Origin of the sequence: Paenibacillus sp. 3LSP, assembly GCF_032465655.1 — a bacterium.
GTDB lineage: Bacteria > Bacillota > Bacilli > Paenibacillales > Paenibacillaceae > Fontibacillus > Fontibacillus barengoltzii.
Genome location: NZ_JAWDJI010000048.1, coordinates 38,276 through 63,821 on the forward strand (window position 1 = coordinate 38,276; position 25,546 = coordinate 63,821).

Below are 25,546 nucleotides of genomic sequence, written 5' to 3' on the forward strand. Positions count from 1 at the left end.
GCTGTAACAACAATTCCATTGCTGCAAGGGCGGCCGAACCTATTCTTTTTTGTTCTTCGGCACGGTAGTCGAGTCCGGTACTTCATCCGCTGTCTCCCGATCATCGCGTATGCCCGTTATCTCCTCAGCAGCTTCCGTTAGCGGAGCAGGGATCGGTCGTTGGCTGGACGGAGCCGATACCCTTCCCCTTCTTTCTTTCACCCAATAGATCCCGGCAAGCAGTGCAGTTAATCCTAACCCCACCACCAACCCGGTCCCTTGTCCGGAAATAAAGGGCATGCTCACGATAATGGCGATCATCCCGATCAGACCAACCCAGGACGTATAGGGGTAACCTGGAAGCTGACATGCAGCTTCCGGAGAGCAGGGCGTTACCCGCCGCCAGCGATAATGGGAGGCCAAAATGATAAAGTAGGAGAACAAGAGCGAATATCCACCGCAGCTGACCAGAAAGAGGTACACCTGCTGAGGCAGCAGGTACCCCATCGCCAAACCGAGCAGCATAGCGGCTCCCGAGAACAGGATGCCCCTATACGGGATATCATGCCGGTCTTTCAGCCATGCCGGGGCATGGCCTTCCGCTGCCAACGAACGCAGCATCCGGGCAAGGCCAAATGTCGAAGCCAGCATCGTAGACAGAATCGCCGTAATCATCACAATATTAATCAGCGTCCCAGCCCATCCCATGCCCCAGCGGGTTAGAGCTAAAACTAACGGACTTTGGTCCGCGATCATCCCCTGTGTTGGATACAACATCAGAATCACTGCGATCGCAGCGATATACAAGGCGAGCAAACTGATCAGAGTCATATTAATGGCCCGAGGAATCGTCTTTTTCGGGTTCTCCACCTCTGAAGCGGCTAGGCCAATGACCTCAAATCCCGAATAGCTGAACATCACGATAAGCATACTGCCCGCTATCCCTGCAATCCCCCCGGGAAACCACGCTTCATTTTGCAGTTCGCCTCCCCCCGCTGCTGGAGTCCCCGGAATCCAGCCCGCTATCAAGGCCAGCCCGATGACGATGAACCCGACGATGGCCAGCAGCTTCACCGCTGCCAGACCGCTCTCCAGCTTGCTCAGATAATCGGCACCAAGCAAATTAAGCAGCGTGATTCCGACGATAATGAGCATGCCCATCGCAACCTCCGAAAAGCTCGGGAACCATTCCCTAAGAAAGGTGGACGCCGCGATCGATTCACTGGACATCGCCAGAATCAAGCCCACCCAATATACCCAACCGGTAATAAAGCCAACGCTGCGTCCCAAACTCCGCTCCGCATACGTACGAAACGAGCCTGGCACAGGGTCAGCCACCGTCATTTCCGAGAGGGCATAGAGAATGATGTAAACCAGCAATCCGCCAAGGATAAACGATAGCAAAATGCTGGGACCCGCTGCTTGAATCGCCACGCCGGAACCGAGAAAAAACGAACCCCCGACGATCGTCCCCAGCCCCAGCATCGTTAAATGAAACGTCGAGATTCCTTTTTCGCCAGTCTTGCCATTGCCCATAAGCCAAGCCTCCCTCAAGCTCTTCGTAAACTATAGGGAGTATTGGCGTAAATTAACGAAATTATGTTGAATAAGTTTAGATATGGACTACATAGCAGCTTCTTTCCGCCATCGTTCCGCTTGTTCCCGAACCATCAAGACGAATTGCTCCAATGCAGGGGATCGCCACTTCTTCCGGTGTAATGCCAACTGTGTCGCCACCCGCTGCGATTCGTCATTCCAGTTCAGCTTCACCAGCTTGCCTTCTTCAAGCTCGCTGCGCACGGTGACCCGCGGCAAGAAGGAGACTCCCAGCCCGGAGATCACACACTGCTTGATCGCTTCGATGCTCCAAAACTCCAAGTTCGAGTCGCTCGCTTTTGTTTCTGATGTTTTGCTTTATAGCCGTCATGCTGCTTTACGGAACCGGGACAATCTCACTCAGCACGCTGATCCAATTTCCGAACGCAACCTTTATTCTCACGTACATGGGCGGCTGCGCTGCCGGAATTCGGCTCCTCAAAGGCAGCCGTATCGGCGTTGTCCTCAGCTGGATTTCGTTTGCGGCTACAGCCATCGTATTTCCGTTCACCGGTTGGGCCATGCTCTACCCGCTGCTGATCGCGCTGTTATGCCTCGGGATCCAGCTGCGCTTCAGCCGGCGGAAAGCCACTTCTCTGGATATCTAATTTAAAACGGTCGGCGCGAGGCTGCGGCGAGACAGCATCTGGTTTGTCCATCGCAGCCTTGCTTAAATCCGTCCTTCATCAAAATAGGTGACTTCCACCCCTCTGGCCACGATGGAGCTAATCCCTTCCGGATAATAGGGCATCAGTTCGTCTGCGCGCTCCACGTCAACCCATGCAATATTCAATATCTCATCTGGACGGGTAATCTCCAGCGTGCCCCCCGTAATTTCCGCCCGGAACGTCAGCAGGATGACATGCTCCTCGTTTTTTATATGTACAAATTCATTGACGGCCACGATCCCGTGAACCTTCAAATCCAGTCCTGTCTCTTCTTTCCCTTCGCGGACCGCCGCGATCTGCAGCGTCTCGCCAGGCTCCACCGCGCCTCCAGGCAGCGTCCAGGCTTCGTTTTCATTTTGCACCATGAGCACTTTGGTTCTCGTCTCATCAGGAATTAGCAAATATACGACATCCGTTCGTTTCATCGGTTAGCCTCCAAATAATAAGTCCAATATCGTCGAAAATTTACCCGATGGCTGTCCCCGAAGCACATCTGGATCGTAGATTTCCACATGACCACAGTTCAGGCAGGAGACGAATAAATAATGGTTGTGCTGGATGTCCATCAGTTTACTCAAGCCGGTGCCGGTTATGGCCACTTCTTTCACCGCAGCTTCCCGTTTTCCGCACTTGCTGCATTTGAAACGACGCTCCAGCACCTCTTCCAGATCGAAGTAATCCCCAACCCGAGGAGGATCAACAGGGTCCCCCGATCCCGGCCCGGGGAATCCCTCCAGATGCTCAGGCAGCACTTCATGTTTGCATTCAGGACAAACGTCACCAACCAATATGACCTGTTCTCCGCACCAAGGACACTGAATCACGCTTCACGCCTCCTTCAGGATTAGGCCTCAAATATTTTGCCCATATAATACTCATCGACGTAATTTCCATCCACTCGAATCGAATATCGTTTGACACCCTCGACTTCAAAGCCAACTTTCTTGTACAGAGCAACGGCTCGTTCATTAGGGATCATCACCGTTAACTCGAACTTGGTGAGCTCCGTCTCCGCACGCCATGCCTCAGCAGCCTGAAATAAGCGAGTTCCGATCCCTTTGCCCGAGTAGGCTTGAGTGATGCCGACCACAATGTAACCGACGTGTTTCGTTCGGTTGGCTTGACCGCCAAACACGGCCAAATAACCAACCAACTTCCCTTGATCCTCCGCTACCAGAATCGTGGAGCCAGCTTCGGACAGAATCGATTGAATCCGCTCCCGCTGTTCTTCAGCCGTCGTGTTACGTTCTCCCGGTTCATAGAGCATAAATTTCGTTTCTTGGTCCAGTTGCAAGCATAGATTCAAAAAGCGCTCAGCGTCATCCACTCGAATTTCTCGAATCTCTATCATTTAGATCTCTCCATTGGTTCCTCATGCTCGTTCCCGTTCTCCTTCGCTGCCCACTTGGCGGCTACCTGATCCTCACCTTTGAAATAATCAACTTGGCCGGCGCTCTCGTAAACTTCTTGGTAGGGTAAAATATTGATCTTCCCTGAATCAGGATATTCACAAACGTCCAGCCCCATGTTCGTACGAATATCCAGGTACTTGCACGGCTTCTCCGTATGGTTAAATAGCTGGTGTGCCCCCGAGGGTCCCATTTCGAAGAACACGATATCCCCGGTATGTACTTCCTGATGCCCTTCCGGCGTCCGAAGCATCGCACTGCCTTCCAGAATGACGAAGAGTTCTTCTGCACTACGATGAAAATGATAAGGAAAAGAGTACTTCCCTGGATCCAGCGAACGGATATCAAACGTGAAATGCTTGGAGCCGGCCAGCTCTGCCAAGCGCTCGCTTGTATGCCAAGCGAACTCTGGAACGGGCGATTGCTTCTGATGATACTTCACACGGTCTGCATGATATAAATGTGCCATGTCTCTCCCCCTAATAAACAAATGCCCGGCCGCCGATCATTGCTTCCTGGGGCCGGGTCATACGTTGGTCTTCTCATTATACATAATTTCAGACCGATTCGAGTATTCGCTTTCGTTTACAACGAGAAAGTTTGAGCTAGAACCTCGTGAAGGCCGGGCAACCCTTCGATTTCCACGCGTTCGATCGTCTCAACGAAAGAGATGCCTTGCTTCCGGTAAATTTTCTTCCAGAAAGCTACGGCAACAGCGTTATTCTGCAGCTGCTCCACCCGGATTTGGCCCTTCAAGCGCCGCATAATTTCGAAGACGGCCGTCTCCGCCGTTTTACCTCCGCGATATTTATGAAGCACGAACATCTCCTGCACCGTAAAGTCGATCTCCTCGGGCACAAACGGTGGGGCGCAAACCAGAATGAAACCGGCTATTTTCCCCGAACAATAGATGAAATAAGGATGCAATTCTTCCCGCTCCAAGTAAAGGGAAGTGTTCGCCAGATCAAATCGCCCGTCTTCCCCCGGCTCCTCACCGGTAAACGCCGATAAATCATGCAAGTACAACTGAAACAAATTAAAAAACAGCGAGCTTTGAGACGGTAAAATAGGTGCGATTCGAACGTCCACGCACTAGCCCCCTTTCGAATTACCTTCCTCTTTTGTCCCTGAGATAGATATCTAGCGCTTCGATGCCCCGGCGGGCCAGCCTAATAAACAAGATCAAGGCATATAAAATTAAGCCAGCGATAACAAGATAAAACAAGAAAAGGAGAGCGGGTAGCACCCCAATCAATCCTACACCGGCCATACCTAGCAACACCTCACTTTAATCCATTTTGAACAGCTCGTGTTCTCAGAGGTCTACCGAAGGACTCCCCCCGACTCCGACCAACATCTTGACCTCCGCTAATTGGCGAATCTCGTAAGTCGGCTGTTGGTTCAATGTATTCGGGCGGCCATACGGGTTATACCAACAGGTATCGATCCCGTAGTTTAGACCACCCTTTATGTCAGAAGTCAACGAATCCCCAACAATTAACACCCGGCTTTTGTCCGCTGGCCGAAGCCCCAATGCTTCAAACGCATAGTCAAAAATCCCCGGATGCGGCTTCGAATACCCCGTGTCTTCAGAAACGATGATGGCCTCGAACATTTGCGCCAATGCCGATCCGGCAATTCGGCTCTCCTGTACTTTTTTGATGCCGTTGGTGATGATCGCCAGATGAAACCCGGCTTCCTGCAATTCGCGGCAGAGCTCAGTTGCTCCTTCCAGCAGGAAGGTCCCCTCCCCAAGCAGTTCCAAATAGCGCTCACTAATCTCTTCAACTTGAGAGCGGGGAGTTATGCCGAGCTCCTTCACCAGTCTGGCGAACCGTTCTGTCCGCAAAGTGGCCTGCGTCACCAGCCCCTGCTCCAAATCGCGCCACAGCTGCTGGTTAATGGTCTGGTATGCCTGCATCACGTCGTCGGTACAAGGAATGCCCGCCTCCGTAAGCGTTAGGCTCAAGGCGTGGTTTTCCGCCTTCGGGTAATCAAATAATGTGTCGTCCGCGTCGAATAAAAGATGCGTATAAGTCATGGGGCTCCTCCTGTTGCATTTTCTATCCTCAAAAAATATTTACTGGCATCTGTTCAGGATCGTTATTCACTTCCGCTTATGCCCTTGCTTTAATCGGAATGTATAAATCGACCTTTGCCTTGCCCTGCGGGTCCTGCGCCGGATCATTCATGCTGAACTCCAGACAGTACCGATCATCCGGGTCGTATCCGCTGTCCGGCAGCCAATTTCCGAATATGCTCTGGTACAGCAGCGCAAGCTTTTCCGATGTATCATAAAAATAAAACTTCGCATAAAGCCCGCCCGGCAGCGTTTGGAAGCCGATCTCCGGCGTGGCATCCGCACGGCTAAGCGTATTCGGCACGGTGACGCAGGCATCGTACCGGCATTCCTCCTCCTCGGTCACGGCTGGATCGTCCAAGGAAATCCCGATAAAAGATTGCTCCGGCGGAAATAGCTGATGCTGCGCCGCCCACTTACCTAACTTTGCCCAGGCCTGATAGGTTTCCAGATAACTTCCGACATGTCTTACATACGCAACTTCCATCATGGGAAGCTCTACAATGTTGGCTTGCATTTGCCAAACCCTCCTTAACAAACTGTTTTTTACAGTTTGATCATAAAGGTTTGGCGCGGCATCGGCTTCCTGCCGATTGCGGTCCGATTGCGAAATATTGCGATCTTGCCGAGCTTGCTCTCGCATCGCGGTTGGTGTACGACCAAAATGTTTCTTGAACGCTGCATTAAAGCTGGAAGCAGACTCAAACCCGCAGTTCAGCGCAATTTCCAGCACAGGTTGGTTGGTCTCCCGCAAGTAAGCCGCGGCCCGGGTTAGGCGCTGCTTCGTGATGTACGCAAACGGCGTCTCCCCCGTCACCGAGGCAAAGATCCGCGAGAAATGATACTTGGAGAAGTTAGACAATTCGGCCAATTGATCCAAGTTCAGCTTCTGATGCAAATGCGCATCGATATACTTACAGACCTGACCTACCCTTTCCTGGTAATCGTTCATCTCGCTTCCTGCCTCCCCAAAGTCCCTTCCCAATAGAAGGGCCGTTCGAGGAGAGGAGGCAGCTTGGTGTCACGGTCTCCTTTGGCAGCATTGATCTGGGCTTGCGTCAAGAACAAGCTCTCCGATAGATCGGCTCCCCTTACATCGGCATCTCGCAGATCCGCCCCAATCATATCGGCACCGCGCAGGTCCGCTCCCCGCAGATCCGCAGCGATCAGGTAAGCGCCTCTTAAAAATGCGCCTCGCAAATCCTCGCCCCGCAGCTTGGCACCAACCAGATCAGCCCCACGCCCAAAGCTTCTGTGCCGTCCAGAAGATGTACCAGCCTTCCGCAGCGCTTCAGCGCGAACGCGCTCACTCACCTCGAGCAACAACTCGTTGACCTTCGCGCGATGTGCTGCCACATCCAAGCGGATTAAGTCGTCCAGTTTGGCGGATGTCAACCGTTCCGTCTCGTCATAACTCATCCGCAAACGTTCATGTAAATGGCTGACCTGAGGCAGACTTAACGCTTCATCCAAGTACCAGAGCAATTCATGCAGCTGCCACATGATCGGAAACACATCAAACATCAGCTTGGATGATCCAGGCGCCTGGCGCCAACTCACTCCCGCGAAAGTGACCTGTGACACCCGTTGTCCTGCGCCAAAGCAATCGTAAACGGTGCACCCTCGGTACCCCTGTTCCCGAAGATTGCCGTGAATGCCGCAGCGGAAGTCATCCTGCAAATGACCGCAGGGCTGTCCAGCTGCTTTGTTCACAGCGAAGTCCACCGAAGCCGCAAAAGGCAGGGCCGTACAACACAAGCCAAAGCAATGCTCGCAGTCGGCCTGCAACTCGAAACGACGTCGGCCATCTGCCGGCTCCTTGGTTGTTCTATTGTCAGACATCGTCAAATTCCCTCACTTTTTGCCTATCGTCGTGTCTCTAATATAAACAAGGAACCGGGAAATGCATAGAGTTTCTTAACGATTCGGATCGCTGATTTGCGCTAAATGATGACGTGCATGCCGAATATAATCTTCATACAATTCCTCAAGAGTCATCCCCAACAATCCCATCTTAGTCTAGAACAGGGATGGAAGTAAATGCCTATTTCCTAACTTTTGACTAATCCAAAAAAGCCTGCCGAAGCAATACAGACACCTGCTCCGACAGACTTTTAGCGATTGTTAGGAGTTAACCTTTTTCATATCGTATTCATTCATTTTGCTACTCTCTCACTGCTCTCTCTTTATTTCAACTTCGCAACAGTAACGGCGACCTGCTCCAGTTGTGTCGAACTTAACTTCCCGTCCGGCGAACTCAGTGTAACGAACCGGTCGTCCAGCTGGAAGGACAGCATCGGCGTTTCGGATGGCGTGTACCATTTCGCTTGCGTGCCGTTGGATAAGGTGACTGTTTTCCCTTCGTAGCCATAGGCGTAGTCCCGCGGGGAAATCGTAACCGTCATATGATCAAAGATCAGATTTACGCCATCACCGGATTCGCCAACCATTTTGAAGGCATCCCCTTGGACCATTTGCTGAGGCGCGTAAGGCGTCTCAAAGGATTCGAATTGGGCGAACGCTTTTTTGATTTTTTCCATTTGAGCATTCGTATAGTTCACAGGAGTTAAGCTGGTGTCCGAATCCGGAGTTCCCGAAGATGGGCTGCCAATCTGCACCAGGTGCTGGCTCGCATCATAGTTCACCGAGACCTTAAGCACGTCTCCCAAAGCCCGTACTGGCAAATACGTCGTGCCATTATAGGTAATCGGCGCTAAAGGACGGCCTTGCCCGTCAACTGGAGCATAGGTTTTGCCATCGACCTGGATGCTGATTTGATTGTTCAGATAGGCGTTGATTTTCTGCAATTTTGACCCGGCATAAACTCCGGCAGCTCCGGATAAGGTCATGCCTGCTACAGCGAAAGCTAAAATGGATTTTTTCATGTTGTTGTTCATGTCGTTAGTTCCTCTCCCTAAATGAATTTGTTTTACTTAAAATCGATCACTTGAGTAACGAGCAGCGATTTCGGATCGTCCACCGTAATGCCCAGCCGTTGGCCCGATGGGCTCCAGCTTAACGGATAGATCGCATGAGGAGGCGGATCGATCGATGCGTAATAAGGAGCGAGCGGAGACACCTGCCCGGAGCTGGTGTCAAAAATATACACTCCATTCATCCCCGGCTTATTCTCGGAATACACATCAAAGGCTAGCTTAGTGGAATCTGGAGACCACGTTACGTAAGAGATGACGTCGCCTTTGCCAATTAGTGTCCCTTGAAGGCTGCCCGCGGAGTCGTAGATCAACAGCTCACTTCCCTGAAAAACACCCGATTGGGTCAAAGTAGATACCGCGATATAGCGGCTGTCCGGGGAAATTTGAAACTCCCAGACATCGCGGATTAAGCTGACCGGCTTCGATTGACCCGGATCAAATACCTTCAAAACGATATGATTATCGGTATAGTAGATCCTGCCGTGACTGACGCCAAAATGGATAAACACATCGATGTCGGGATCGTCTAACGTAAGCAGCGTCACCTTCCCGTCTGCTGCGGAAATTTGCCGGATTTCTCCTCGGCCTTCCATCGAGCCGGCAGCTAAAATGTACGTTTCCTCGTTTAGCCACCCGCCCAGTTCCAGGTAGTTCTCTCCCGGGATGTGCAGGATTTCCCCCGTTTGATGATTCTCTACAAAGTTGTCGGCCGTGTACTTATTCTTCCATTTCTGAATGAAACGGTACCGTCCATCTGGAGACGGGAACTCCTTCACAAGCATGTAGCCGTCCATCTGCTGTCCCTCCTCTCCCGCAGGCTCACGTGTCTGGCCGGTCACCAGGTTCACAATCGAGACCTCATAGGCGTATTGCGGTTCCTCCGTCGCTGTCCCGGGTTTGACCAGTCGGGTCTTTTCCACCTTCACCTCGTCCTCCGAAATCCAGGACTGGATGCTCAAATCTTCAATGGCATGCGTCCTGACGACGCGGACTTCCCGGCCAGGCGATTGTGGCTGTGCGTCTACAACCGTCAGTTGCCGCTTGGCTTCCGCTGGCTTACCCCCAGTTTGGGCGGGTTGTTGCTGCCCGTTTTGATGCGTCTTAGGGTCAACGACCGTAAGCCGTTTCTCATTTGGTTGGCAAGCCGTTACGGTGCCCAACAAGAGCGCTGCTGCCATAAGTTGAAGGGCAAAGGTGCCCATAGGGTGCTTCATTCCAGGTACCTCCTGCGTTTTTGCCACAGGTGTCACCGTCATCGCCGCTCAGCTTTGCTGCTATGGGGCGGCTCATTCGGTTCCCCCCTGCTGACTTCAGTATAGGGAAGACTTTTCACATAAAAATATCCGACTTGTAACGTTCTTGTAACATTGAAAGGGATTGTGACGGCGGTCGCCTTAGTTACGACATTGCTGCTCACTGTCACGTCGGCCGAGGTGATGACGTCATAACTGCGATTGGAGCGTCATTACTGCGATTGGAGCGTCATTACTGCGATTGGAGCGTTGGTCGCAGCGATAGGCGTCCTCCGCAACTGCAAAAGTGCAGTTCATATCCCGCTGTATGCTGAAAAATGGCCATTTAGATGTAAAAGTGCAGTTCACCAAGGCCCAAATCACCCTCTTGGAGCGAAATCGCTCTATGTCAGATGCACTTTTACATTTCACCGGCCCGAAACCAGCGGTTACGCAGGAAATCAAATGCACTTTTGCATTTGAATGCAAAAAAAGCCCTGACTTCTTCAAGTCTGGGCTGAAATTTGCTGGCTTAGCCGCCGCTTCCGGCAGGTAGCGGGCGTTCAAGCGGCAGCTCGATTACAAAGGTGGACCCTTCGGGACCAGAAGCCGCCAGCTTCACCGAGCCATGCTGCTTCTCCGCCAGGCTGCGCACCAGCGATAGCCCTAAGCCTGTCCCGCCATGGGCTCTGGACCGGTCGCTGCTGACGGTGTAGAACGGGTCAAAGATGCGAGCCTGCGCCTCCGGTGGAATGCCGATCCCGGTATCTCTCACCTTAATTTGCATCCGGTCGCTGCCATCCACTACCGAGACGGCCTCATTGGACAAAAACACTTTTCCTCCGGGCTTATTGTATTTCACGGCGTTATCTAGCAGATTCATTACCATGTGCATCACGTTATCCGCATCGGCCCATACCTTGCCGTCCTGCAGGTCAGTGACGATCTGGATGCCTTGCTGCTCTGCTTTCGCCTGCAGGCGTGAGGCCGCGTCCTCCAGCAAGGGCTTCAGGTCCACCAAAGCCGTGTTCGTCTCGAAGTCATAGACGTCCATGGAGGAGAGCTTCAACGCTTTCTCAACCAGCGCATACAATCGCCCCGCCTCCATGCCGATCTGGCGGCACGCCTCGTCAAGCAACACCGGATCATCCCGATACATATTCAACAGGTCCGTATAGGCGAGGATCGAGGTCAGCGGTGTCTTCAGCTCATGGCTGATGTTCCCGATAAACAGCTTCTGTTGCTGCTCCAGCTCCTGCAACCGGGTTACGGCCTCGATCAGTTTGCTTTTCTCATCGGTTAGTTGGGCATGGGTTGTGGCGATTTTTCCGCTCATTTCATAGATTCCCAACGCCAATTCACCCAGCTCATCCTTCCGTCGAACCGTGGGCTCACGAAGGTACTCCCCTTCCCCGATGCGCATGGCGGCGCGGTTGAGCCGCGTAATCACATTGGCCTGTCGCCAGACGTAGAGGTAGCCGAGCAGAAATCCCCCAACCAGTACGGCCGCGCCAACCAGCCAGAACAGACGCTGAATTCTTTCGTAAAAAGCGTGCTGTTCTGCAAGGGACACATGAAACTGGACCGTCCCCGCCGGCTGCTGATCCATCGTATAAAGCGGTGCCAGATACAACAGCTGATCGCCTTGCGTGATATACGCGGACTGTCCTTTGGCTGTATAAGCCAGCGCGTCCTGAACGTCCGCCTTGGGCTGGAACGGCAACGAGGTGCCGGCAAGCGAGCCGTCCAGCTTATATAGTGTGACCGGAAGTCCGCTTTCGGCACCTAAATTGACGGCAAGGTCTTGCCCGCTGAGCTCCATAAACGCGTCTGGATCCGGCAAGCCGCTCGTCAACGCTTCTTGGCGGACCCGAAGGTTCGCGGTTTCCGCCTCTGCAGCCAGCATTTGCTCCAAGCGCTGGCGCTGATCCTCGCGGATCCCGGCCAATACCAGCAGGCTAAGTACAGCAATCACCGCAGTTATCAGGAAAGCCAGCAGCAGCGCGGCTCTCCATTTCAGGCCAAACCGTAAACTCCGCTGTATCATGATGAAGGCTCCACGCTTTTATAACCGATACCGTAGACGGTTTGAATGCAATCGTTCCACGGGCCCAGCTTCTTGCGCAGCCGTTGCACGTGCATGTCCACCGTTCGCGTGCCGCCCGCGAAATCCATGTCCCACACCTGCTCCAAGAGCGCTTCCCGCGAATACACCCGTCCCGGATGCCCGGCGAGGAGTGCCAGGATATCGAATTCCTTTGGCGTTAAATCGATCAGGGTGTCTCCGGCATGAACCGTCCGATTGAGCAGATGGATCGTGAGTCCCCCCAGCCGTATACGTTCCTGCGCCTCGCCGGAATTGGCCGGGATCGCCCGCTGGCCGCGACGGCTCAGCGCCTTCACCCGAGCGACAAGCTCTCGCATATCAAACGGCTTGGTCATGTAATCGTCGGCTCCGAGCTCCAATCCCAGCACTTTATCCACGATGTCGTTTTTGACGGTTAGCAGCAGGATCGCTGGCCGCGACGGCCGCCCCTCCAGCTTGCGGCAAACCTCGTATCCGCTTAGCTTTGGCATCATCACGTCAAGCACCATCACATCCGGTTTGAACACCTCAACCTGGTCCAAAGCTTCTTGCCCGTCCGCTGCCGTCTCCACCGTATACCCTTCCCGCCGAAGCGCGTACGACACGGCTCCAGAAATACTCGCTTCATCATCTACTACAAGCACCTTGGTCATACTATAACTCCCTTTACATCAAGCTCAAAAAGTAATGATAAAACTCCGTATCCCGTTCATACCCGCTCGTTTCATACAATCTTTGGGCCCGGACATTCGTCATCGCCGTCGACAGCTCCAAGCCTTTCGCGTTCGTCCGCTGAGCGTGGGATTTGGCTGCTTCCAAGAGCAGCTTCGCCGCGCCCTGGTTCCGATATTCCTCCCGCACGTATAAATCGTTTAAAATCCATACCCGTTTCATCGAGATGGAGGAAAAGGACGGGTACAGCTGCGTAAACCCAACGGCGGTCCCGCTGACCGAATCGATGGCCAGAAAGACGACGGATTCACGCCGGCTTGCCCTTTCTGCCAGAAAGCGCCGGGCTCCTTCGAGATCTGAAGCTTGTTCATAAAATTGGCGATACTCGTCAAACAGCCGTGCCAAGGGCTCCAGGTCACCCGACTGTGCTTCACGGACAATTAATGATGTAGAATTCATCGGCTTAGCTCCTTATGGCAAATATTCAACTACCCTATGTTCACACCGCCGGCAACCAACGAAAGATCGTGTAATCCCCCGGATTTGCATTTGCTCATACATCGCTTTGGTAAAATACTTCAACTCAACGCCTCCATCACCGCTTACGTGCTCAATTCCAACAACCTGCGGAGCTGCCACTGCCGCTCCTGTTCGGTCTTTGCTTTGGCCGCTACCGCATTGTCCGCAGCATAGGCGAGCGCCTTGGCGGCGTAGGTGGCGCTATGCGCCGCGTGACCCGCCACATGCGCGGTAGCCGCCGCGTGACCCGCCGCACGCGCCGCAGCGCTGGCGGAGGCATGGCCGGCATCATGCGCCGCGTTATGCGCGGCAACTGCTGCTTCGCGGGCCGCGGCCATGCTGACTTCACCGCGCACCCAAGCGCGTGCCGCTTCGATCGCTTGCCGCGGCCGCAGGTCCTCCGGCCGTGCCGCCTCGAAGCAAGGCAGTACGCGTTCCGCGCATTCCGACGCCCATAACGCCAGCGTTCGCTGGTCCGTCCGCTCCGCTTGGTCTGCGATGGCTCGTTTGATGTTCACATCAACAAACTTCCTGGATTCCAATGTGGATTTTCCCCTTTCCCCGATAAGAAGCTAGTTAGAACAATCCCCAGTAGAAAATAAGAACGAGCGCCAGAATCACAGCGGCTGCTATGGCCAGGTTTTGGATCAAACTTCCGTAGAAGCCTTTGAGGTGAGTATAGATTTCCGTTAAGAGTAAGATCCCGGCAAAGATCGTGACAATCATGCCCAGGCTGCGAATAAAAATGAAAATGACTTGGATGAGAAAGAAGCCCGACGTCGGGAATGGAACCAAGCTAAAACCGACGCCGACCAAAAAAGCATATAACAAGCTCTTTTCCTTGTTCAGCTGAAGTCACCTCCTAGCTTCTCGTTCATGCCGCACACGTCTATACCTTTTATATATGCTGGCGCCCAGCAGAAAACCCGCCGCGTTCAGAATAAGGAGGTGATCCGGTCAAATAACATTTGATAATACTCGTCCGAATTGGGCGTAAAATCCGCGAGCCGCCACGTGGCCTGTTCTTCTCGCAGTCCTCCATTGTCTTCATCTACGTAAACTCCCTCTGACGACAGTTCATCACGAGTCCCGCAGCGCAGCTCCTGTAGAGCCTGCAAGCTCACCCAATACAGCCCTGTCAACTCTTCGGTCTGGATATGATAATCGAGCAAGGACTGTTCATTTTCGTAGATGAAGACATGGTTGACCTCACGGTCAATCACATCGGGTGAAGGAAAATGCTCTTGAGCTACCTTGCCGAGATACGTCAGGTCCTCAACCGGGATCGCTAACCCAAGCTCCTCCTTCAGTTCACGGATTCCGTCCTTTACGTCTTCTCCGGCTTGGAGATGCCCTGCACAAGAGGTATCCAATAACAACGGGAACACATCTTTGTTGGGATGCCGACGTTGAAATAACAAATAAATTTCACCCTGGGCATCCCGTTTTATAATCCAGCAATGAAAGGTCTGGTGCCACAGCCCTTTGGCATGAACCTCTCGTCTTGGAGCCGTACCCAGCTTCTTCATATCCTTCGTGTAGATGTCAAACAATTCAGTTTCGCTCATGTTGTCCTCCAAGTGGTTCATATCAGCCCATTGTTTTACGCCTGATGCTTCACTCCACCAAGCAATACTTCCTTATATATAACGGTGAGCTCTCGCAAAATGTCCAAGCTCTCTTCCACCCGTCCCGTTTCCAATCCATGGTTAGCCCCGGGGATGGGCACAATTTTCAGTCGGTCTGATGCCTTCAGTCGACTTGCCAATCCGGGAGGAAACACATCATCCTTCGTCCCGTAAACGACAACCGCTTGAGTTTCATGGATATACGGAAGCGTATCGGAAATTGGCGTCAAATAAATATGCCGGATTTCCTCGGCTCTAACTCCCAATCTGCGATGGACTTCACCGGCCACCACCGTCCCCAGGCTTTTGCTGATGAACACGATTTCCTCATAACTGCCAATGACCTGCCGTATCGCCTGTTCACAATCCTGAATCACCTGCGGAATTTCCCGATACTCGAGCTCCTTACGAGCGGCTTGGTAACCGTACTCGAGCGCCAGAATATCATATCCGCACTCCCGGGCTGCAAGCGCGGCATAATGCAGGGTGGGGCGATCGCAAGAGTAGTTTTTGCCGGGAAACAAAACCACCAGCTTTCGATTGGAGTCCGTGACTTGGATATATTTCACGCTAATCTCGGTCTTCCAATAGGAAGGAAACCTCAGAGTGGACGCTTTCATCTTTGATCCTCTCCTCTCGATATTAGAGTAACTCCAGATTACCTATAGCTGAAACCGCTCCTGAATGATTTGAGTCGTCTCCCTTTCGCATAAAATACAACCCGGCTCTCGTATACGTTTAGCCGGGTCATGCAGCATATGTTCTATTCGCGGCGGGGCAGCTTCGCATCCAGAAAATTCGTCTGGCAATTGTCCCGCAGCAGTTCCATGTAGATTTCGTCGAAGTAAGTATTGTTCACATAGTAGCTTTGCGATCTGCGGCCAAACTCGCGGAACCCCGCTTTTTCGTAGCATCGGATGGCCGGTTGGTTGAACTCAAAAACGCGCAGCATGATGTTGTTGAGATTCAAGATCTTAAATCCATATTCGCATAGGAGTTGCAGCGCCTCGGTGCCGTATCCTTGCCCCCGCTGCCCCTCATCTCCCAAGAAGATCCCCGCCTCAGCCACTCTGCGGACATGATCGATAGCAAATAACGAACAATTGCCTAGCAACTGATCTCCATCCAGTCGAACAATGGCATAATTTTGACCTTCCTTGGCCAAGTCTTCCAGAAATCTCTGCTCCCGTTGCAACCCGATCACGTCACGGGATGTCCCTAACCGGACGGAAACGGTAAGATCGTTGATCCAATCAGCATACGTCTCCGCATCCTCTGGATTTACCGGGGACAAGTACAGTCTGGCCCCCACCAGCTTCTTAAAATACTTCATCGGTTATCACCCTCTCTCTCGTGCGCTTGGATTCACCTTCGTGCCAGCCACCAGATCGTGGCAAGTCCGGCTTCCCTTAGTGGAAAATAATATCACAAGATAAACGATCATTAAACCGTTCGGCAGGTAAATCCAGCCTGGATGCGCCGGCGTATCCACGCTCCACCAGGGTTCGGGCACCAAGATGATGGTATGGGCCATCTCCCACGGCAACAAGCGTACCGCCGTTCTAGCCAACGCTTGCCCGATTTGGATCGGATCACCTTGGCGATTGGTGACGCACAGGTTAAGCCACTTTTTCCCGAACGTCTGTCCATGACGCAGCTCCATCACAATAAAATAACTCCATACCGGCAACGACATCGTAGCCAGCACCCATAATTCAATTTCAATCCCCTTGTCAAATTCGCTAAAGGGGAAGCCGGAAGCGGCGAAATTCACCAGCCATTGTACTGCGACCAAAACAACTGCCAGCATCGTGAAATCGATCCAATAGGCCAACAACCTCTTCAGGGCGAGTCTCATATCTCACCCGCCGATTCTTTGGGATATACAAGGATGATCATATTCGCTCCAGGCCACTTCCCGCTCAAAGGTCGAACCGAAGGCATCCGGATATTCCTGCAATCCTTGCAATCGCAGGCTTTGATAAACTTGCGCATCGCCCTCTTTTAATATTCGCAGATTCATAGCTTTCCCCCGTTCCATCTTGAATTGATACCAGAATACCAGAACCCCATCAATTTGAAAAACCTGTAAAAAAGTTGTTGTAAAACAAACCTTTAAATGGTAATCTATTTAATGATAGCGCTATCATAACAAGATCGAAATCGGTTTAGTATGAATTTCGCATTTGGACTGTCAGCCCAATCCATTCAATTTTGAAAGGAGCGATTGTTCATGATGCTAAAACGCGGTAAACCGATTCTCCTCTTCCTGGTGCTTACCCTCCTGGTCGTCTTTATTCCCGTCCCCAACACAACAAGCGCGGCTCCCAACTGGCAGTTGGTCTGGAGCGATGAATTTAACGGTTCCTCGTTAAATCGAGGCGTATGGACCCCCGAAATTGGCACCGGCTATAACGGATGGGGGAACAACGAACTTCAGTATTATACCGACAGGCCGCAAAACGTACAGGTTACAGGCGGCAATCTGGTCATCACCGCTCAGCGAGAAAATTATGAAGGAAGAAACTATACCTCCGCACGAATCAAAACCCAAGGCTTAAAGAGCTTCAAGTACGGCAAGATCGAAGCCCGCATAAAGATTCTTACTGGACAAGGCATATGGCCGGCATTCTGGATGCTGGGCGAAAGCTTCAGAGATGTCGGTTGGCCTTACTGTGGAGAAATCGATATTATGGAACATGTCAACAATGAATCGGTTGTCCACGGAACCGTCCATTGGGACGCCAATGGATATGCCTCTTACGGCCGGGCTTCGGGCAATTTGGATTTCTCGCAATTCCACACGTACTCGATCGAATGGGATCCGAGCTATATCCGCTGGTTCGCTGACGGCGTTCAGTACAACGAGATCTATATCGCCAACGGAACCGGAAATACAGAAGAATTCCAGAAGCCGTTCTTCATTCTGCTGAACCTCGCCGTTGGCGGTAACTGGCCGGGCAGCCCGAACGGCTCGACCCCGTTCCCGGCACAAATGCTTGTGGATTATGTTCGCGTCTATCAGGATCAAGGGGGATCCTCTCCCGCGCTTGAGAACGGTGCGGTATACACCATCGCCTCCAAAGTCAGCGGCAAGGTACTGGATGTCACGGATGTCTCCACTGCGGACGGCGCTAAAATTCAGCAATGGACCAACTATTCCGCCAGCAACCAACGTTTCCGTCTGGAATCTACCGGCGACGGCTATTATAAGCTGACCGCCATTCATAGCGGCAAGGTGTTGGACGTGCCTAGTGCAAGCACAGCCGCTGGCGTACAGCTACAGCAATGGACGGATAACGGTACGGACGCGCAGCGGTGGCGGATCGTGGATGCCGGCGGCGGATACTTCAAGCTGATCTCCAAAGCCAGCGGTTTGGTCATGGATGTATCTGGCGCTTCAACAGCGGACGGAGCGGCGGTACAGCAGTGGACCGATAACGGCACAGATGCGCAGAAGTGGATGTTTACGAAGGTAAACTAAGCTAAAACTTCAGAGCAAAGGGGCGGAATTTCACTTTCGCCCCTTGTAGTGTGCTAGCAGGTTGTTATGCCCCCTGTTCAAGGTTGGTCGCTAAATTCGATCGAGGGGTTCCGGCGAATCAGCTCTTGAATGAATCGCTCCTGATCCACCGGCGAAATGACGACGCTGCCCAGGACACCGTTCCGGTAATGGATTTCGATTGCATCCCGCGAGAATAAAAGCCGATATCCCAGCCAGATATTCGGTTGACGCGTGATTCGAGTGATATCGTTATAACGGATTTTCGAACGAAACATCCCGCCTTTAACTAGCAGCAGATCTTCTCTAATCACATAGGAGATATCCAGTGCTAACCAAGCCAGTAATAGGGTGACGAGCGCATCGGGCACGATGATCCCTACAAGCTCCGTTCGTGTTAACGCTTTTGGGTCAAGCAGCAACGGCCAGAGCAGTACGAGATTAGCAACGAAGAGAAAGAATAGCCAAAGGCATACAAATAACGGATCCCGTTTCGTTTTGAATCGCATAGTCAGCCCTCCTGCAATTCACGTTTACGAGTATCGTCGAGATATTGCCGGATGTATCCGGGTGTTATGTGCGTTTTTGTATTATTTTACGATCAGGCCAAGCAGTTTGGCAAAGCCGATCGCTTGCTCCGGGGAAACAGTACAACCTGCCAAAGCATAGGCGGGGATGTCAATGCGTTCGAACGTACAGGTGCTAATATCTATCCCCTTTAGCGAGGTATCGTTAAAATCCGCCTCATTCAGATCCGAGTTCAGCAGCTCAATCTCTTTGAATTTAGCGCCGTAGAAATTCGCATTCTGCAGAGAACAGTCCTGAAATCTCACTTGCTTTAAGGAAGCTTCCACAAAATCGCATAAATTCATCACGCAACGTTCAAACAGCACGGAGCCCGCAATTATTTTGGACAAATTCAACCCCGTCAACTTGCAATCCTTGAAATGCACCCGGTGGATGATGGCTTTCTCCAGCACCGCGTTGGATAAATCGCAATTTTCCAACACGACGTCGGTCATGTCCATTCGCTCAAAAGCGGTACTAACAAAGGAACAACCCCGAAGCCTCACTTTGGATAAAATGCATTTTTCGATATTCCCGTACTCATAGGATGCACCCGCCACCGATGCTCCAACCAGCTCATGGTCCTCATCGTCCAGCACATCCGCCCAACCCGCTTCCGTTAATTCAGCCGTAAGCTGCGGAGGGCTAAATTTCGTTTTTTTACTCGTACTCATCAGGCTTCCTCCCGGTTGACGTCTTCGCGAGCTCATTTACTTCATCGATCAATCTTCGGAGTTCTTGGATGCTTTCGCGGATTCCCTTCGGGTCCGGGCCCAGCTTGGCGTAAACCCCATCCAATCGTTCCTTGTAACGTTCCGGTCGGAATGCAAACGATTGAATGTTGCGCACCGCTACAGAAAATCCACATGGTATCCGCCGATGATCAGCCAACCGCCGCCATTCACCCCGGGCCCCCATTCGCCGATCCCTGTCATCAGATTGTTGCGGTGCTGATCATCAAGTTCCTTGGCGATTTGATTCAGTCTAGCAATATCTAAGCCGTTCTCGCCATCATAGTACAGACCGATATCAATATCTGAATCGGGACGATGGGTATTCGTCGCCCGCGACCCTGCCAGAACGATGGCTTGAAGACCTTCTGTTCCCTGCAGTTGATTCACGATACGTTCCAATATGAGCTCTATTTCCATGGTAGCCCTCCACTACTCCTTAGAACTGCCCGAGCGATATTCACTTGGCTTCCCCGCCGCTTCTAAAGCTTCGGCCAACCCTTTTACATCCAGCCCATCCACAGCGTAAGCCCGACGCACCAGCTCAGGCGGTACGAACTCATCGTATTTCCCCAGATAAGGGGATTCGGATGCAGCCAGCAATGCCTCAGGATGAGGGATGGAATTCAGTTCCGCCTGAATCGCGGCTAGCAGCTCCTCGGCACCTGCTCTTCCTGACACCACCATATAATAAGGTTCCATCGGAACGACTTGGCGCAAGCCCATCGGGTCCGTCAAATTATGCTTCAGCAGACGTTCCAAGGTTCGGAACTGCTTGCTTCCCGCCCACGGTAAAATAAACAGCGAATCGCCGCCAGCCGGAATGACAGGACTTCTCAGCAGCCCGCTCTCCCGGGCTAACCGGCGCGCCCGTTCCAAACGATTAGCCGCGCCCGGAGCAAGATACGGGTACAAGGTGTGTTCCTCCAACACCTGGCGCATCTTCTGCATGACCCGTGTATGTACATCTCCCCCAGCACCAAGCCAAAGCGTATCCACTTTGCCGCGCGAGGATTTGACGTACACCGCTTTATGCTTGCTGTCCACTTCCTCGACCTTCCACAGCTTCCCGGCGAGCGAGAAGCAATAGCCAGGCGGCGGCACAGTAGTGATACTGCCGATTTCCTCCGAGCCGTTATAGACGACATGCTCCTCGTCATCCTTAAAGACCGCGTAGAAGCGAAAGTTATTTACGATCTTCTCTCCGCCGAGTCCGATGATCAGGGTGCCTTCCTCGGTCTGCTGAATATGGTCGGTTTGCAGCAGGTACTGCAGCATTGCCTTGTACTCCTCCGGCTCAACGCCGCGAAACGCCGGCAATGTCAGCACAGCCCGGGCCAAATCCGCCGGTTCCGCTTCGCCAATGCTCTTGAGCGTGCTCATCGTCTGATGGTACAGCACGCCAACCGGCTTCTTGCGCAGCTCGACCGGTTCCACCCAGCGCTCACGCACATACAGCTCGATGACCGCGATCGCCCGCAGCAACGTCCACGGCATTCGTGCCGGCAATTGGGCGTCCTCATCTTCTTCTTCCGCGCAGAGGAACATCATCTCCGATGCCTGATCACCGCGCCGGCCGGAGCGTCCCAACCGCTGCACAAAGCTGGAGCAGCTGTAGGGTGCGCCAAGCTGGATGACCCGCTCCAGCTCGCCCAGGTCGATGCCGAGCTCCAGCGTCACCGTCGCTGCGGCTACCGCCGGTCCCGGGCCGGAGCGCAGCGCGGCCTCGGTCTCCTCGCGCAGCATCGCCGAAATGCTGCCGTGATGAACATGGAACACATCGCGCTCCTCCCGCTTCGCTGCGATCCGGCGAAGCTCCAGCGTAGTCAACTCGGCGTCCGTACGGCTGTTGGTGAAGACGAGCGCTTTTTTGCGATGGGTGTTGTCGTAAATGAAGTTGTAATACTTCTGCTTGGCCAGCTCAAGATGCTCCGCTTCCCGTTCATCGCGGGCATCTGGGAAGGAGAAATGCTCCACCGACAACTTCAGTTTACGTCCGCCCGGCGGCGAGACCACCTCCACCGGCTGCGGCGTCCCCGCCCCCAGCCAACGGGCTGCAATCTCGTAATCACCAAGCGTAGCCGACAAACCGATTCGTCTCGGCTTACAAGAAGCCATCCGCTCCAATCGGGTAAGTTGGCTGATGACCTGAATCCCCCGGTCGGCCCCCATAAAGGCGTGCACCTCGTCGATCATGATATACCGCAGGTCATGGAACAACGCGGGGATTGCATTCGGGCGGTTCATCAGCAGCCCTTCCAGCGACTCGGGGGTAATTTGCAGGACACCGCTGGGGCGCTGCATCAGCTTGGTTTTCTCCGCTTGGGCGACGTCCCCGTGCCAATGCCAGACCGGCACTTCCCCATCCCGTAGCAACTCCTTGATCCGCTCAAACTGGTCGTTAATCAATGCCTTTAACGGCCCAATGTATAGAATGCCAACGGATTCCGATGGCCGATGATAAAGCTCTGTCAGCGCAGGGAAAAAGGCGGCTTCCGTCTTCCCCGACGCCGTGCCGGATGCGATCAACAGATGGTGCGGCGTGTCGAACAGCACACGACAGGCTTCCACCTGGGCATCGCGCAGCGAGTCCCATTTTTTGCGATAGATGTATTCCTGAATAAACGGCGCTAACCGGGAGAAAGGACTAGGCCCGCTCATAACTCAAACTCCGCCAAAAAGTCGTCCAGCTCGTCAGAGCCGCCTTTATCCTTGGCCCCTTGGCTCATCGACGCCGCATATTCCTGTTCCCGTTCACCCATAAGTTCCTCGAACGAAAGCTCCGGTTGCTGGTGCATCAGGTGCAGCACATCCATAAAATCGCGCACGACCTCCCGGGTTGTGAGCAACTCCTCAGCCCCCAGTCGATTTACCGCTGCCTGCATAAATACGATCAGCTGTTCATCGGTCAGTTGCATCGTGTAACCGAAATGGATCGCGTGAATCTCGCGCAGCTTCTGCAACAGGAGCAAAATTTCCTCATGCGACAGCATGTCCAACTTCAGGATTGGCGACGTATACGAACGGCGCGTCCCGCTGCTGTAACGCCCGTCGATCAATCGCGAGCGCAGAGCATCGTAGCTGAACAGCCCCCGCCGCTCGTCTTCCACGAACTGCGGCGTACCGCCCATGAAGATGCCGAGATACTGGGCCTTGCCCTGCATCGTGTCGTTGAACATCGTCAGGATCTTCTCGTAATTGCTTTGGCGGGAAATGCTGTTTGTGATTTTGTACAGATTCACGCCCTCATCGATAAACAGAAGCAGCCCCCGATACCCGATGCGCACGGCAAATTCCGCCCACAGCTTCATGTAATCGTACCAGTTATCATCGTCGATAATTACACCAACGCCCAGCTCTTGGCGCGCTTCCGTTTTGGTCGGAACCTCACCGCGCAGCCAGCGTAAGGCTGCGGCTTTCCGATCATCGTCACCAAGCTTGTAGCCTGACCAGTAGGCGGCCAGCACCTTGGCGAAGTCAAACCCGTGCACAAGACTTTGCATCTCATTGGTCACCGCATAAATGCGAAGCTCCACCGCATCATGCAGTTGCGGATCACCGGGACGCAGGCCGGTGGCTTGCATTTGCTCCTGTTGGAGAGCGGCGATCCACTTCTGCAGCATCGTCTCCAGCGCGCCGCCGTCGGGCCGTGTCCGAGTGGAGAGATGCATCATCAACTCCCGGTAGGTTGCCAGCCCTTGACCTTTCGTGCCAACCAGCCGGCGCTCCGGCGACAAATCGGCGTCAGCCACCACAAAATCGCGATCCATCGCATAGTTGCGAATCATTTGGAGCAGGAAGCTCTTCCCGCTTCCGTAACGCCCTGTGATCAAGCGGAAAGCCGCCCCGCCCTCTGCGATATTGTCCATATCCTGCAGGATCGACGCTACCTCCGGTTTACGTCCGACCGCGATATGCTCCAGCCCGACACGCGGCACGACCCCGGCCGTCAAGGAATTGACGAGCGCGGTGGTCAGCCGCTTGGGGATTTGTATCTGTTTCATTCTCGTTCACCTCATCGTTCCAAACTTATCCTATATCCAATCAATGTATCGCTTATCGCTCAGCGTTGACTTGCAAGCCATTCGTTAAGCTCCGCACGGTAGTCTTCGACGACTTCGTCCCCATCGATCAAAAGATCACCAATTCTCTCCATCGCCAGCTCATTGATCTCATCGATCAGCAACTCAGGCATGGAGCCAGCTTGCTCGGCAATCGCTTGGCGCTCCGCAGCATTATAGCCCTGGAGCAGGGCGGCCAGCATCAGCGCCTGCGGAGGGGTCAAGCCGTCGAACAGTTCCTGCCATTCCTCCGGCAGGTTCGCATTCGCCTCGCTTTGGACCTGCTCAGCATCACTTCGTTCCTCAGTCACGGACTGAGAAGCTTGTTTATCCGGTTGCGGGGACTGCGAAGCAATAACCGTCTCCTCTTTACGCCCCCCGATCAAGTCTTCGCGATCGGATCGCGCCGCCGTGGAATCTTCCGATACCTGCTCATATCCCCGTTCAAAATCAAGAGCAGGCTGCAACGGTTCAACTTCAACGAGCTTGCGTCCCAAAGAAGTTACAGCTCGCTCCAGCGGCATTCCCGGTGCTTCCGGCGTAAAGGCCAGCGTCTGCTCCTCGCTGAGCAACATGTCCCGCACTTCATCGGATTCCTGCTGAAGCTTACGCAATTTGGCGGTGTTAATCTTCACCTTGGGTGCCCGGGCTTTCGCTTCTTCTGCCTTCCGTCGTTCAAATTCCTTGTGCAAATAACGTCGGACCAGCTGCTCGATCTCCGGCCCTACATCGATCCCCCGCAGCTTCCCCTTAACCCCGGTAAACTCCCGCAATAAGTTCTCCGTCAAGCGAACGAGCTGGGTCAGAAATGCGCGTAACGGCGGATGCCCGCTGTAGGGCAAGACAATAACCGTCTTCGTGCGCCCATACATTTCATGATCATATACCGCGCTGCGGAATAGATAGCGGGCGATTTGAGTTTCCGTCGGCTTATACAGCTCCAGAATTCGAATGCCTTTGCTTCTAGAGAGATAGCCGTCGACCAGCGAGATGACTTTCGGCACGTAATTCTGCATATCCTTACGCCCTTGCTCCTGGTAAAAACGGCTCTTCTCCACATCATAATCAATCAGCTTAAGCAACAGCTCCCAGCTCAAGTCCAGCGGTTCAGCGGTGAATCTTCTGCGCCATTCCAGCTCCTTCAGCTCCATGGACAAATTGCGGGGCAGCTTTGTCATCGGTTCCGTGGGACGTTCCTCCAGTTGGAACACCAAGGTCAAATCAAATAACCACTCCCGTACGTAAAGATCCAGTTTAGGATAACGCTGCCGGTAACCCTGCCAGACTTGTTCCATTAAGGTATATCCTTCGGCCGGCTCCGACCAGCCGATTCCATGGATCAGCTCGTACAAATAAACGAAGATGTAGGACAGATCAGTATCCGGATAACGTCCGGAACGGACCTCCCCTCGCCAGAACAAATACCATTTCAGCTGCCTTGGCTGCATCTCATCATAGGTCGGCCAATACGTTTGAAAAGGAACAAACTCCGCTGCCCCCTCTACGGCTTCCGCCAATTCCTTCGCCTTCTGGACAAACCGTTGCTCCCGGGAGATATAACGAAAATCCTGCTGCCAATCCGTATTACGCTCCCATAGATCCGGCTCGACAACCCGGCTCACCGGCTCCTTCCGGCCTTCCTCCGGCTTGCTTCCGTCCACCACTTCCAATTCGGCGAAAATTAACCGGTGTTCCGAGCTCGTCTGTTGTTCCCGATTATGATGTAAATGTCGGTTGAAAAAGCTGTGTTTCTCATCCGTACCTTCATTCATCGTTCCTAAACCTCCGTCACGACCATTATACCATCCGACCGAAAATTTGTTCGCCTTTTGAATACTATTTTGCCCTCCCTTATAATGAAAAGCAACTGCAAGTTGCCG

Annotated in this window: 31 protein-coding genes and 2 pseudogenes; 4 read left to right on the top strand and 29 right to left on the bottom strand. The window is 53.1% G+C overall.

The genetic code is table 11. The features are described 5' to 3' along the window. Nucleotides 1-39: 39 nt before the first annotated feature. Complete coding sequence (locus tag RW092_RS02805) at nucleotides 40-1,515, bottom strand: amino acid permease (protein WP_316009453.1); 1,476 nt, start codon at nucleotides 1,513-1,515, stop codon at nucleotides 40-42. A gap of 87 nt (nucleotides 1,516-1,602) precedes the next feature. Beyond that, nucleotides 1,603-1,857: a LysR substrate-binding domain-containing protein gene (locus RW092_RS02810; RefSeq protein ID WP_232228279.1), complete on the bottom strand. Its 255-nt coding sequence runs from the start codon at nucleotides 1,855-1,857 to the stop codon at nucleotides 1,603-1,605. 14 nt (nucleotides 1,858-1,871) lie between these two features. On the opposite strand from RW092_RS02810, the pseudogene RW092_RS02815 reads away from it, so the two are divergent. Next, nucleotides 1,872-2,183: pseudogene (locus RW092_RS02815) on the top strand (amino acid permease); the annotation flags it as partial. 62 nt (nucleotides 2,184-2,245) lie between these two features. On the opposite strand, the gene RW092_RS02820 reads toward RW092_RS02815, so the two are convergent. The 8 genes from RW092_RS02820 to RW092_RS02855 form a co-directional block, all read right to left on the bottom strand. After that, the gene (locus RW092_RS02820) at nucleotides 2,246-2,668 is read right to left on the bottom strand and encodes an NUDIX hydrolase (protein WP_016312531.1); all 423 of its coding nucleotides are present in this window, start codon (nucleotides 2,666-2,668) and stop codon (nucleotides 2,246-2,248) included. A 3-nt stretch (nucleotides 2,669-2,671) separates the two neighbouring features. Beyond that, on the bottom strand, nucleotides 2,672-3,067 hold the full coding sequence (locus RW092_RS02825; protein WP_016312532.1) for a zinc ribbon domain-containing protein: 396 nt from the start codon (nucleotides 3,065-3,067) through the stop codon (nucleotides 2,672-2,674). Between the two features lie 20 nt (nucleotides 3,068-3,087). After that, nucleotides 3,088-3,594 (bottom strand): GNAT family N-acetyltransferase, encoded by a 507-nt coding sequence (locus RW092_RS02830; protein WP_316009454.1) that lies wholly within the window; start codon nucleotides 3,592-3,594, stop codon nucleotides 3,088-3,090. Continuing rightward, nucleotides 3,591-4,121: a cupin domain-containing protein gene (locus RW092_RS02835; protein WP_316009455.1), complete on the bottom strand. Its 531-nt coding sequence runs from the start codon at nucleotides 4,119-4,121 to the stop codon at nucleotides 3,591-3,593. The genes RW092_RS02830 and RW092_RS02835 overlap by 4 nt, the downstream gene beginning before the upstream one ends. A 116-nt stretch (nucleotides 4,122-4,237) precedes the next feature. Next, the gene (locus RW092_RS02840) at nucleotides 4,238-4,741 is read right to left on the bottom strand and encodes a GNAT family N-acetyltransferase (protein ID WP_016312535.1); all 504 of its coding nucleotides are present in this window, start codon (nucleotides 4,739-4,741) and stop codon (nucleotides 4,238-4,240) included. Between the two features lie 226 nt (nucleotides 4,742-4,967). Next, nucleotides 4,968-5,693: a YjjG family noncanonical pyrimidine nucleotidase gene (locus RW092_RS02845; RefSeq protein WP_016312537.1), complete on the bottom strand. Its 726-nt coding sequence runs from the start codon at nucleotides 5,691-5,693 to the stop codon at nucleotides 4,968-4,970. A gap of 76 nt (nucleotides 5,694-5,769) precedes the next feature. Then, nucleotides 5,770-6,684: an AraC family transcriptional regulator gene (locus RW092_RS02850; protein WP_016312538.1), complete on the bottom strand. Its 915-nt coding sequence runs from the start codon at nucleotides 6,682-6,684 to the stop codon at nucleotides 5,770-5,772. Then, on the bottom strand, nucleotides 6,681-7,574 hold the full coding sequence (locus RW092_RS02855) for a pentapeptide repeat-containing protein (RefSeq protein WP_316009456.1): 894 nt from the start codon (nucleotides 7,572-7,574) through the stop codon (nucleotides 6,681-6,683). The genes RW092_RS02850 and RW092_RS02855 overlap by 4 nt, the downstream gene beginning before the upstream one ends. Nucleotides 7,575-7,753: 179 nt before the next feature. On the opposite strand from RW092_RS02855, the pseudogene pqqA reads away from it, so the two are divergent. Beyond that, nucleotides 7,754-7,798: pseudogene (gene pqqA, locus RW092_RS23755) on the top strand (pyrroloquinoline quinone precursor peptide PqqA); the annotation flags it as partial. A gap of 120 nt (nucleotides 7,799-7,918) precedes the next feature. On the opposite strand, the gene RW092_RS02860 reads toward pqqA, so the two are convergent. Next, nucleotides 7,919-8,617, bottom strand: coding sequence for a stalk domain-containing protein (locus tag RW092_RS02860; RefSeq protein WP_316009457.1), 699 nt, complete (start codon nucleotides 8,615-8,617; stop codon nucleotides 7,919-7,921). Between the two features lie 44 nt (nucleotides 8,618-8,661). Further along, the gene (locus RW092_RS02865; protein WP_316009458.1) at nucleotides 8,662-9,882 is read right to left on the bottom strand and encodes a TolB-like translocation protein; all 1,221 of its coding nucleotides are present in this window, start codon (nucleotides 9,880-9,882) and stop codon (nucleotides 8,662-8,664) included. 346 nt (nucleotides 9,883-10,228) lie between these two features. Between RW092_RS02865 and RW092_RS02870 the strand changes: the two genes are divergently transcribed. Further along, nucleotides 10,229-10,456, top strand: coding sequence for a hypothetical protein (locus RW092_RS02870; RefSeq protein WP_316009459.1), 228 nt, complete (start codon nucleotides 10,229-10,231; stop codon nucleotides 10,454-10,456). On the opposite strand, the gene RW092_RS02875 is transcribed toward RW092_RS02870, so the two are convergent. The 10 genes from RW092_RS02875 to RW092_RS02920 form a co-directional block, all read right to left on the bottom strand. Further along, complete coding sequence (locus RW092_RS02875) at nucleotides 10,433-11,947, bottom strand: sensor histidine kinase (RefSeq protein WP_316009460.1); 1,515 nt, start codon at nucleotides 11,945-11,947, stop codon at nucleotides 10,433-10,435. The genes RW092_RS02870 and RW092_RS02875 overlap by 24 nt on opposite strands. Then, the gene (locus RW092_RS02880; RefSeq protein WP_316009461.1) at nucleotides 11,944-12,639 is read right to left on the bottom strand and encodes a response regulator transcription factor; all 696 of its coding nucleotides are present in this window, start codon (nucleotides 12,637-12,639) and stop codon (nucleotides 11,944-11,946) included. The genes RW092_RS02875 and RW092_RS02880 overlap by 4 nt, the downstream gene beginning before the upstream one ends. A gap of 13 nt (nucleotides 12,640-12,652) precedes the next feature. Further along, nucleotides 12,653-13,117: a GNAT family N-acetyltransferase gene (locus RW092_RS02885; protein WP_316009462.1), complete on the bottom strand. Its 465-nt coding sequence runs from the start codon at nucleotides 13,115-13,117 to the stop codon at nucleotides 12,653-12,655. A 143-nt stretch (nucleotides 13,118-13,260) separates the two neighbouring features. Then, nucleotides 13,261-13,719, bottom strand: coding sequence for a putative immunity protein (locus tag RW092_RS02890; RefSeq protein ID WP_316009463.1), 459 nt, complete (start codon nucleotides 13,717-13,719; stop codon nucleotides 13,261-13,263). Nucleotides 13,720-13,753: 34 nt separating this feature from the next. Continuing rightward, nucleotides 13,754-14,008, bottom strand: coding sequence for a hypothetical protein (locus RW092_RS02895; RefSeq protein WP_085279581.1), 255 nt, complete (start codon nucleotides 14,006-14,008; stop codon nucleotides 13,754-13,756). Nucleotides 14,009-14,112: 104 nt separating this feature from the next. Beyond that, a complete protein-coding gene (locus RW092_RS02900) occupies nucleotides 14,113-14,745 on the bottom strand; it encodes an NUDIX hydrolase (protein ID WP_316009464.1) in 633 nt (210 codons plus the stop codon). Nucleotides 14,746-14,780: 35 nt separating this feature from the next. Continuing rightward, nucleotides 14,781-15,425, bottom strand: coding sequence for an alpha/beta hydrolase (locus RW092_RS02905; protein ID WP_316009465.1), 645 nt, complete (start codon nucleotides 15,423-15,425; stop codon nucleotides 14,781-14,783). A gap of 143 nt (nucleotides 15,426-15,568) precedes the next feature. After that, nucleotides 15,569-16,138 (bottom strand): GNAT family N-acetyltransferase, encoded by a 570-nt coding sequence (locus RW092_RS02910; RefSeq protein WP_316009466.1) that lies wholly within the window; start codon nucleotides 16,136-16,138, stop codon nucleotides 15,569-15,571. Nucleotides 16,139-16,144: 6 nt separating this feature from the next. Continuing rightward, on the bottom strand, nucleotides 16,145-16,642 hold the full coding sequence (locus RW092_RS02915; RefSeq protein WP_316009467.1) for an RDD family protein: 498 nt from the start codon (nucleotides 16,640-16,642) through the stop codon (nucleotides 16,145-16,147). 24 nt (nucleotides 16,643-16,666) lie between these two features. Next, entirely contained in the window at nucleotides 16,667-16,828 is a 162-nt protein-coding gene (locus tag RW092_RS02920) for a hypothetical protein (protein WP_316009468.1), read from the bottom strand. A 210-nt stretch (nucleotides 16,829-17,038) separates the two neighbouring features. Between RW092_RS02920 and RW092_RS02925 the strand changes: the two genes are divergently transcribed. Then, nucleotides 17,039-18,289: an RICIN domain-containing protein gene (locus tag RW092_RS02925; RefSeq protein ID WP_410055504.1), complete on the top strand. Its 1,251-nt coding sequence runs from the start codon at nucleotides 17,039-17,041 to the stop codon at nucleotides 18,287-18,289. Between the two features lie 77 nt (nucleotides 18,290-18,366). Here the strand turns inward: RW092_RS02925 and RW092_RS02930 are convergent, their stop codons facing one another. The 7 genes from RW092_RS02930 to RW092_RS02960 form a co-directional block, all read right to left on the bottom strand. Then, nucleotides 18,367-18,816, bottom strand: coding sequence for a PH domain-containing protein (locus RW092_RS02930; protein ID WP_028537855.1), 450 nt, complete (start codon nucleotides 18,814-18,816; stop codon nucleotides 18,367-18,369). Between the two features lie 81 nt (nucleotides 18,817-18,897). After that, the gene (locus RW092_RS02935; RefSeq protein ID WP_316009469.1) at nucleotides 18,898-19,548 is read right to left on the bottom strand and encodes a pentapeptide repeat-containing protein; all 651 of its coding nucleotides are present in this window, start codon (nucleotides 19,546-19,548) and stop codon (nucleotides 18,898-18,900) included. Further along, the gene (locus tag RW092_RS02940) at nucleotides 19,535-19,723 is read right to left on the bottom strand and encodes a hypothetical protein (protein ID WP_085170421.1); all 189 of its coding nucleotides are present in this window, start codon (nucleotides 19,721-19,723) and stop codon (nucleotides 19,535-19,537) included. The genes RW092_RS02935 and RW092_RS02940 overlap by 14 nt, the downstream gene beginning before the upstream one ends. A gap of 2 nt (nucleotides 19,724-19,725) precedes the next feature. After that, nucleotides 19,726-20,025 (bottom strand): nucleotidyltransferase domain-containing protein, encoded by a 300-nt coding sequence (locus RW092_RS02945; protein ID WP_085170420.1) that lies wholly within the window; start codon nucleotides 20,023-20,025, stop codon nucleotides 19,726-19,728. Nucleotides 20,026-20,037: 12 nt separating this feature from the next. Then, nucleotides 20,038-22,266 (bottom strand): DEAD/DEAH box helicase, encoded by a 2,229-nt coding sequence (locus RW092_RS02950; protein ID WP_316009470.1) that lies wholly within the window; start codon nucleotides 22,264-22,266, stop codon nucleotides 20,038-20,040. After that, the gene (locus RW092_RS02955; RefSeq protein ID WP_316009471.1) at nucleotides 22,263-23,609 is read right to left on the bottom strand and encodes an ATP-binding protein; all 1,347 of its coding nucleotides are present in this window, start codon (nucleotides 23,607-23,609) and stop codon (nucleotides 22,263-22,265) included. Before RW092_RS02955 ends, RW092_RS02950 begins: the two co-directional genes overlap by 4 nt. 59 nt (nucleotides 23,610-23,668) lie before the next feature. Then, nucleotides 23,669-25,438 carry a TerB N-terminal domain-containing protein gene (locus tag RW092_RS02960; RefSeq protein ID WP_316009472.1) on the bottom strand — a complete coding sequence of 590 codons (1,770 nt, stop codon included), beginning with the start codon at nucleotides 25,436-25,438 and terminating at the stop codon, nucleotides 23,669-23,671. Nucleotides 25,439-25,546: the final 108 nt, after the last annotated feature.

What these genes read in the sequence shown, in the direction of transcription:
- RW092_RS02930 (WP_028537855.1), bottom strand. Translation starts at nt 18,816, where the DNA reads ATGCGATTCAAAACGAAACGGGATCCGTTATTTGTATGCCTTTGGCTA.
- RW092_RS02805 (WP_316009453.1), bottom strand. Translation starts at nt 1,515, where the DNA reads ATGGGCAATGGCAAGACTGGCGAAAAAGGAATCTCGACGTTTCATTTA.
- RW092_RS02865 (WP_316009458.1), bottom strand. Translation starts at nt 9,882, where the DNA reads ATGAAGCACCCTATGGGCACCTTTGCCCTTCAACTTATGGCAGCAGCG.
- RW092_RS02860 (WP_316009457.1), bottom strand. Translation starts at nt 8,617, where the DNA reads ATGAAAAAATCCATTTTAGCTTTCGCTGTAGCAGGCATGACCTTATCC.
- RW092_RS02850 (WP_016312538.1), bottom strand. Translation starts at nt 6,684, where the DNA reads ATGAACGATTACCAGGAAAGGGTAGGTCAGGTCTGTAAGTATATCGAT.
- RW092_RS02925 (WP_410055504.1), top strand. Translation starts at nt 17,039, where the DNA reads ATGATGCTAAAACGCGGTAAACCGATTCTCCTCTTCCTGGTGCTTACC.
- RW092_RS02945 (WP_085170420.1), bottom strand. Translation starts at nt 20,025, where the DNA reads ATGGAAATAGAGCTCATATTGGAACGTATCGTGAATCAACTGCAGGGA.
- RW092_RS02905 (WP_316009465.1), bottom strand. Translation starts at nt 15,425, where the DNA reads ATGAAAGCGTCCACTCTGAGGTTTCCTTCCTATTGGAAGACCGAGATT.
- RW092_RS02830 (WP_316009454.1), bottom strand. Translation starts at nt 3,594, where the DNA reads ATGATAGAGATTCGAGAAATTCGAGTGGATGACGCTGAGCGCTTTTTG.
- RW092_RS02870 (WP_316009459.1), top strand. Translation starts at nt 10,229, where the DNA reads ATGCTGAAAAATGGCCATTTAGATGTAAAAGTGCAGTTCACCAAGGCC.
- RW092_RS02885 (WP_316009462.1), bottom strand. Translation starts at nt 13,117, where the DNA reads ATGAATTCTACATCATTAATTGTCCGTGAAGCACAGTCGGGTGACCTG.
- RW092_RS02955 (WP_316009471.1), bottom strand. Translation starts at nt 23,609, where the DNA reads ATGAAACAGATACAAATCCCCAAGCGGCTGACCACCGCGCTCGTCAAT.
- RW092_RS02900 (WP_316009464.1), bottom strand. Translation starts at nt 14,745, where the DNA reads ATGAGCGAAACTGAATTGTTTGACATCTACACGAAGGATATGAAGAAG.
- RW092_RS02835 (WP_316009455.1), bottom strand. Translation starts at nt 4,121, where the DNA reads ATGGCACATTTATATCATGCAGACCGTGTGAAGTATCATCAGAAGCAA.
- RW092_RS02880 (WP_316009461.1), bottom strand. Translation starts at nt 12,639, where the DNA reads ATGACCAAGGTGCTTGTAGTAGATGATGAAGCGAGTATTTCTGGAGCC.
- RW092_RS02820 (WP_016312531.1), bottom strand. Translation starts at nt 2,668, where the DNA reads ATGAAACGAACGGATGTCGTATATTTGCTAATTCCTGATGAGACGAGA.
- RW092_RS02920 (WP_316009468.1), bottom strand. Translation starts at nt 16,828, where the DNA reads ATGAATCTGCGAATATTAAAAGAGGGCGATGCGCAAGTTTATCAAAGC.
- RW092_RS02855 (WP_316009456.1), bottom strand. Translation starts at nt 7,574, where the DNA reads ATGTCTGACAATAGAACAACCAAGGAGCCGGCAGATGGCCGACGTCGT.
- RW092_RS02845 (WP_016312537.1), bottom strand. Translation starts at nt 5,693, where the DNA reads ATGACTTATACGCATCTTTTATTCGACGCGGACGACACATTATTTGAT.
- RW092_RS02935 (WP_316009469.1), bottom strand. Translation starts at nt 19,548, where the DNA reads ATGAGTACGAGTAAAAAAACGAAATTTAGCCCTCCGCAGCTTACGGCT.
- RW092_RS02960 (WP_316009472.1), bottom strand. Translation starts at nt 25,438, where the DNA reads ATGAATGAAGGTACGGATGAGAAACACAGCTTTTTCAACCGACATTTA.
- RW092_RS02910 (WP_316009466.1), bottom strand. Translation starts at nt 16,138, where the DNA reads ATGAAGTATTTTAAGAAGCTGGTGGGGGCCAGACTGTACTTGTCCCCG.
- RW092_RS02875 (WP_316009460.1), bottom strand. Translation starts at nt 11,947, where the DNA reads ATGATACAGCGGAGTTTACGGTTTGGCCTGAAATGGAGAGCCGCGCTG.
- RW092_RS02950 (WP_316009470.1), bottom strand. Translation starts at nt 22,266, where the DNA reads ATGAGCGGGCCTAGTCCTTTCTCCCGGTTAGCGCCGTTTATTCAGGAA.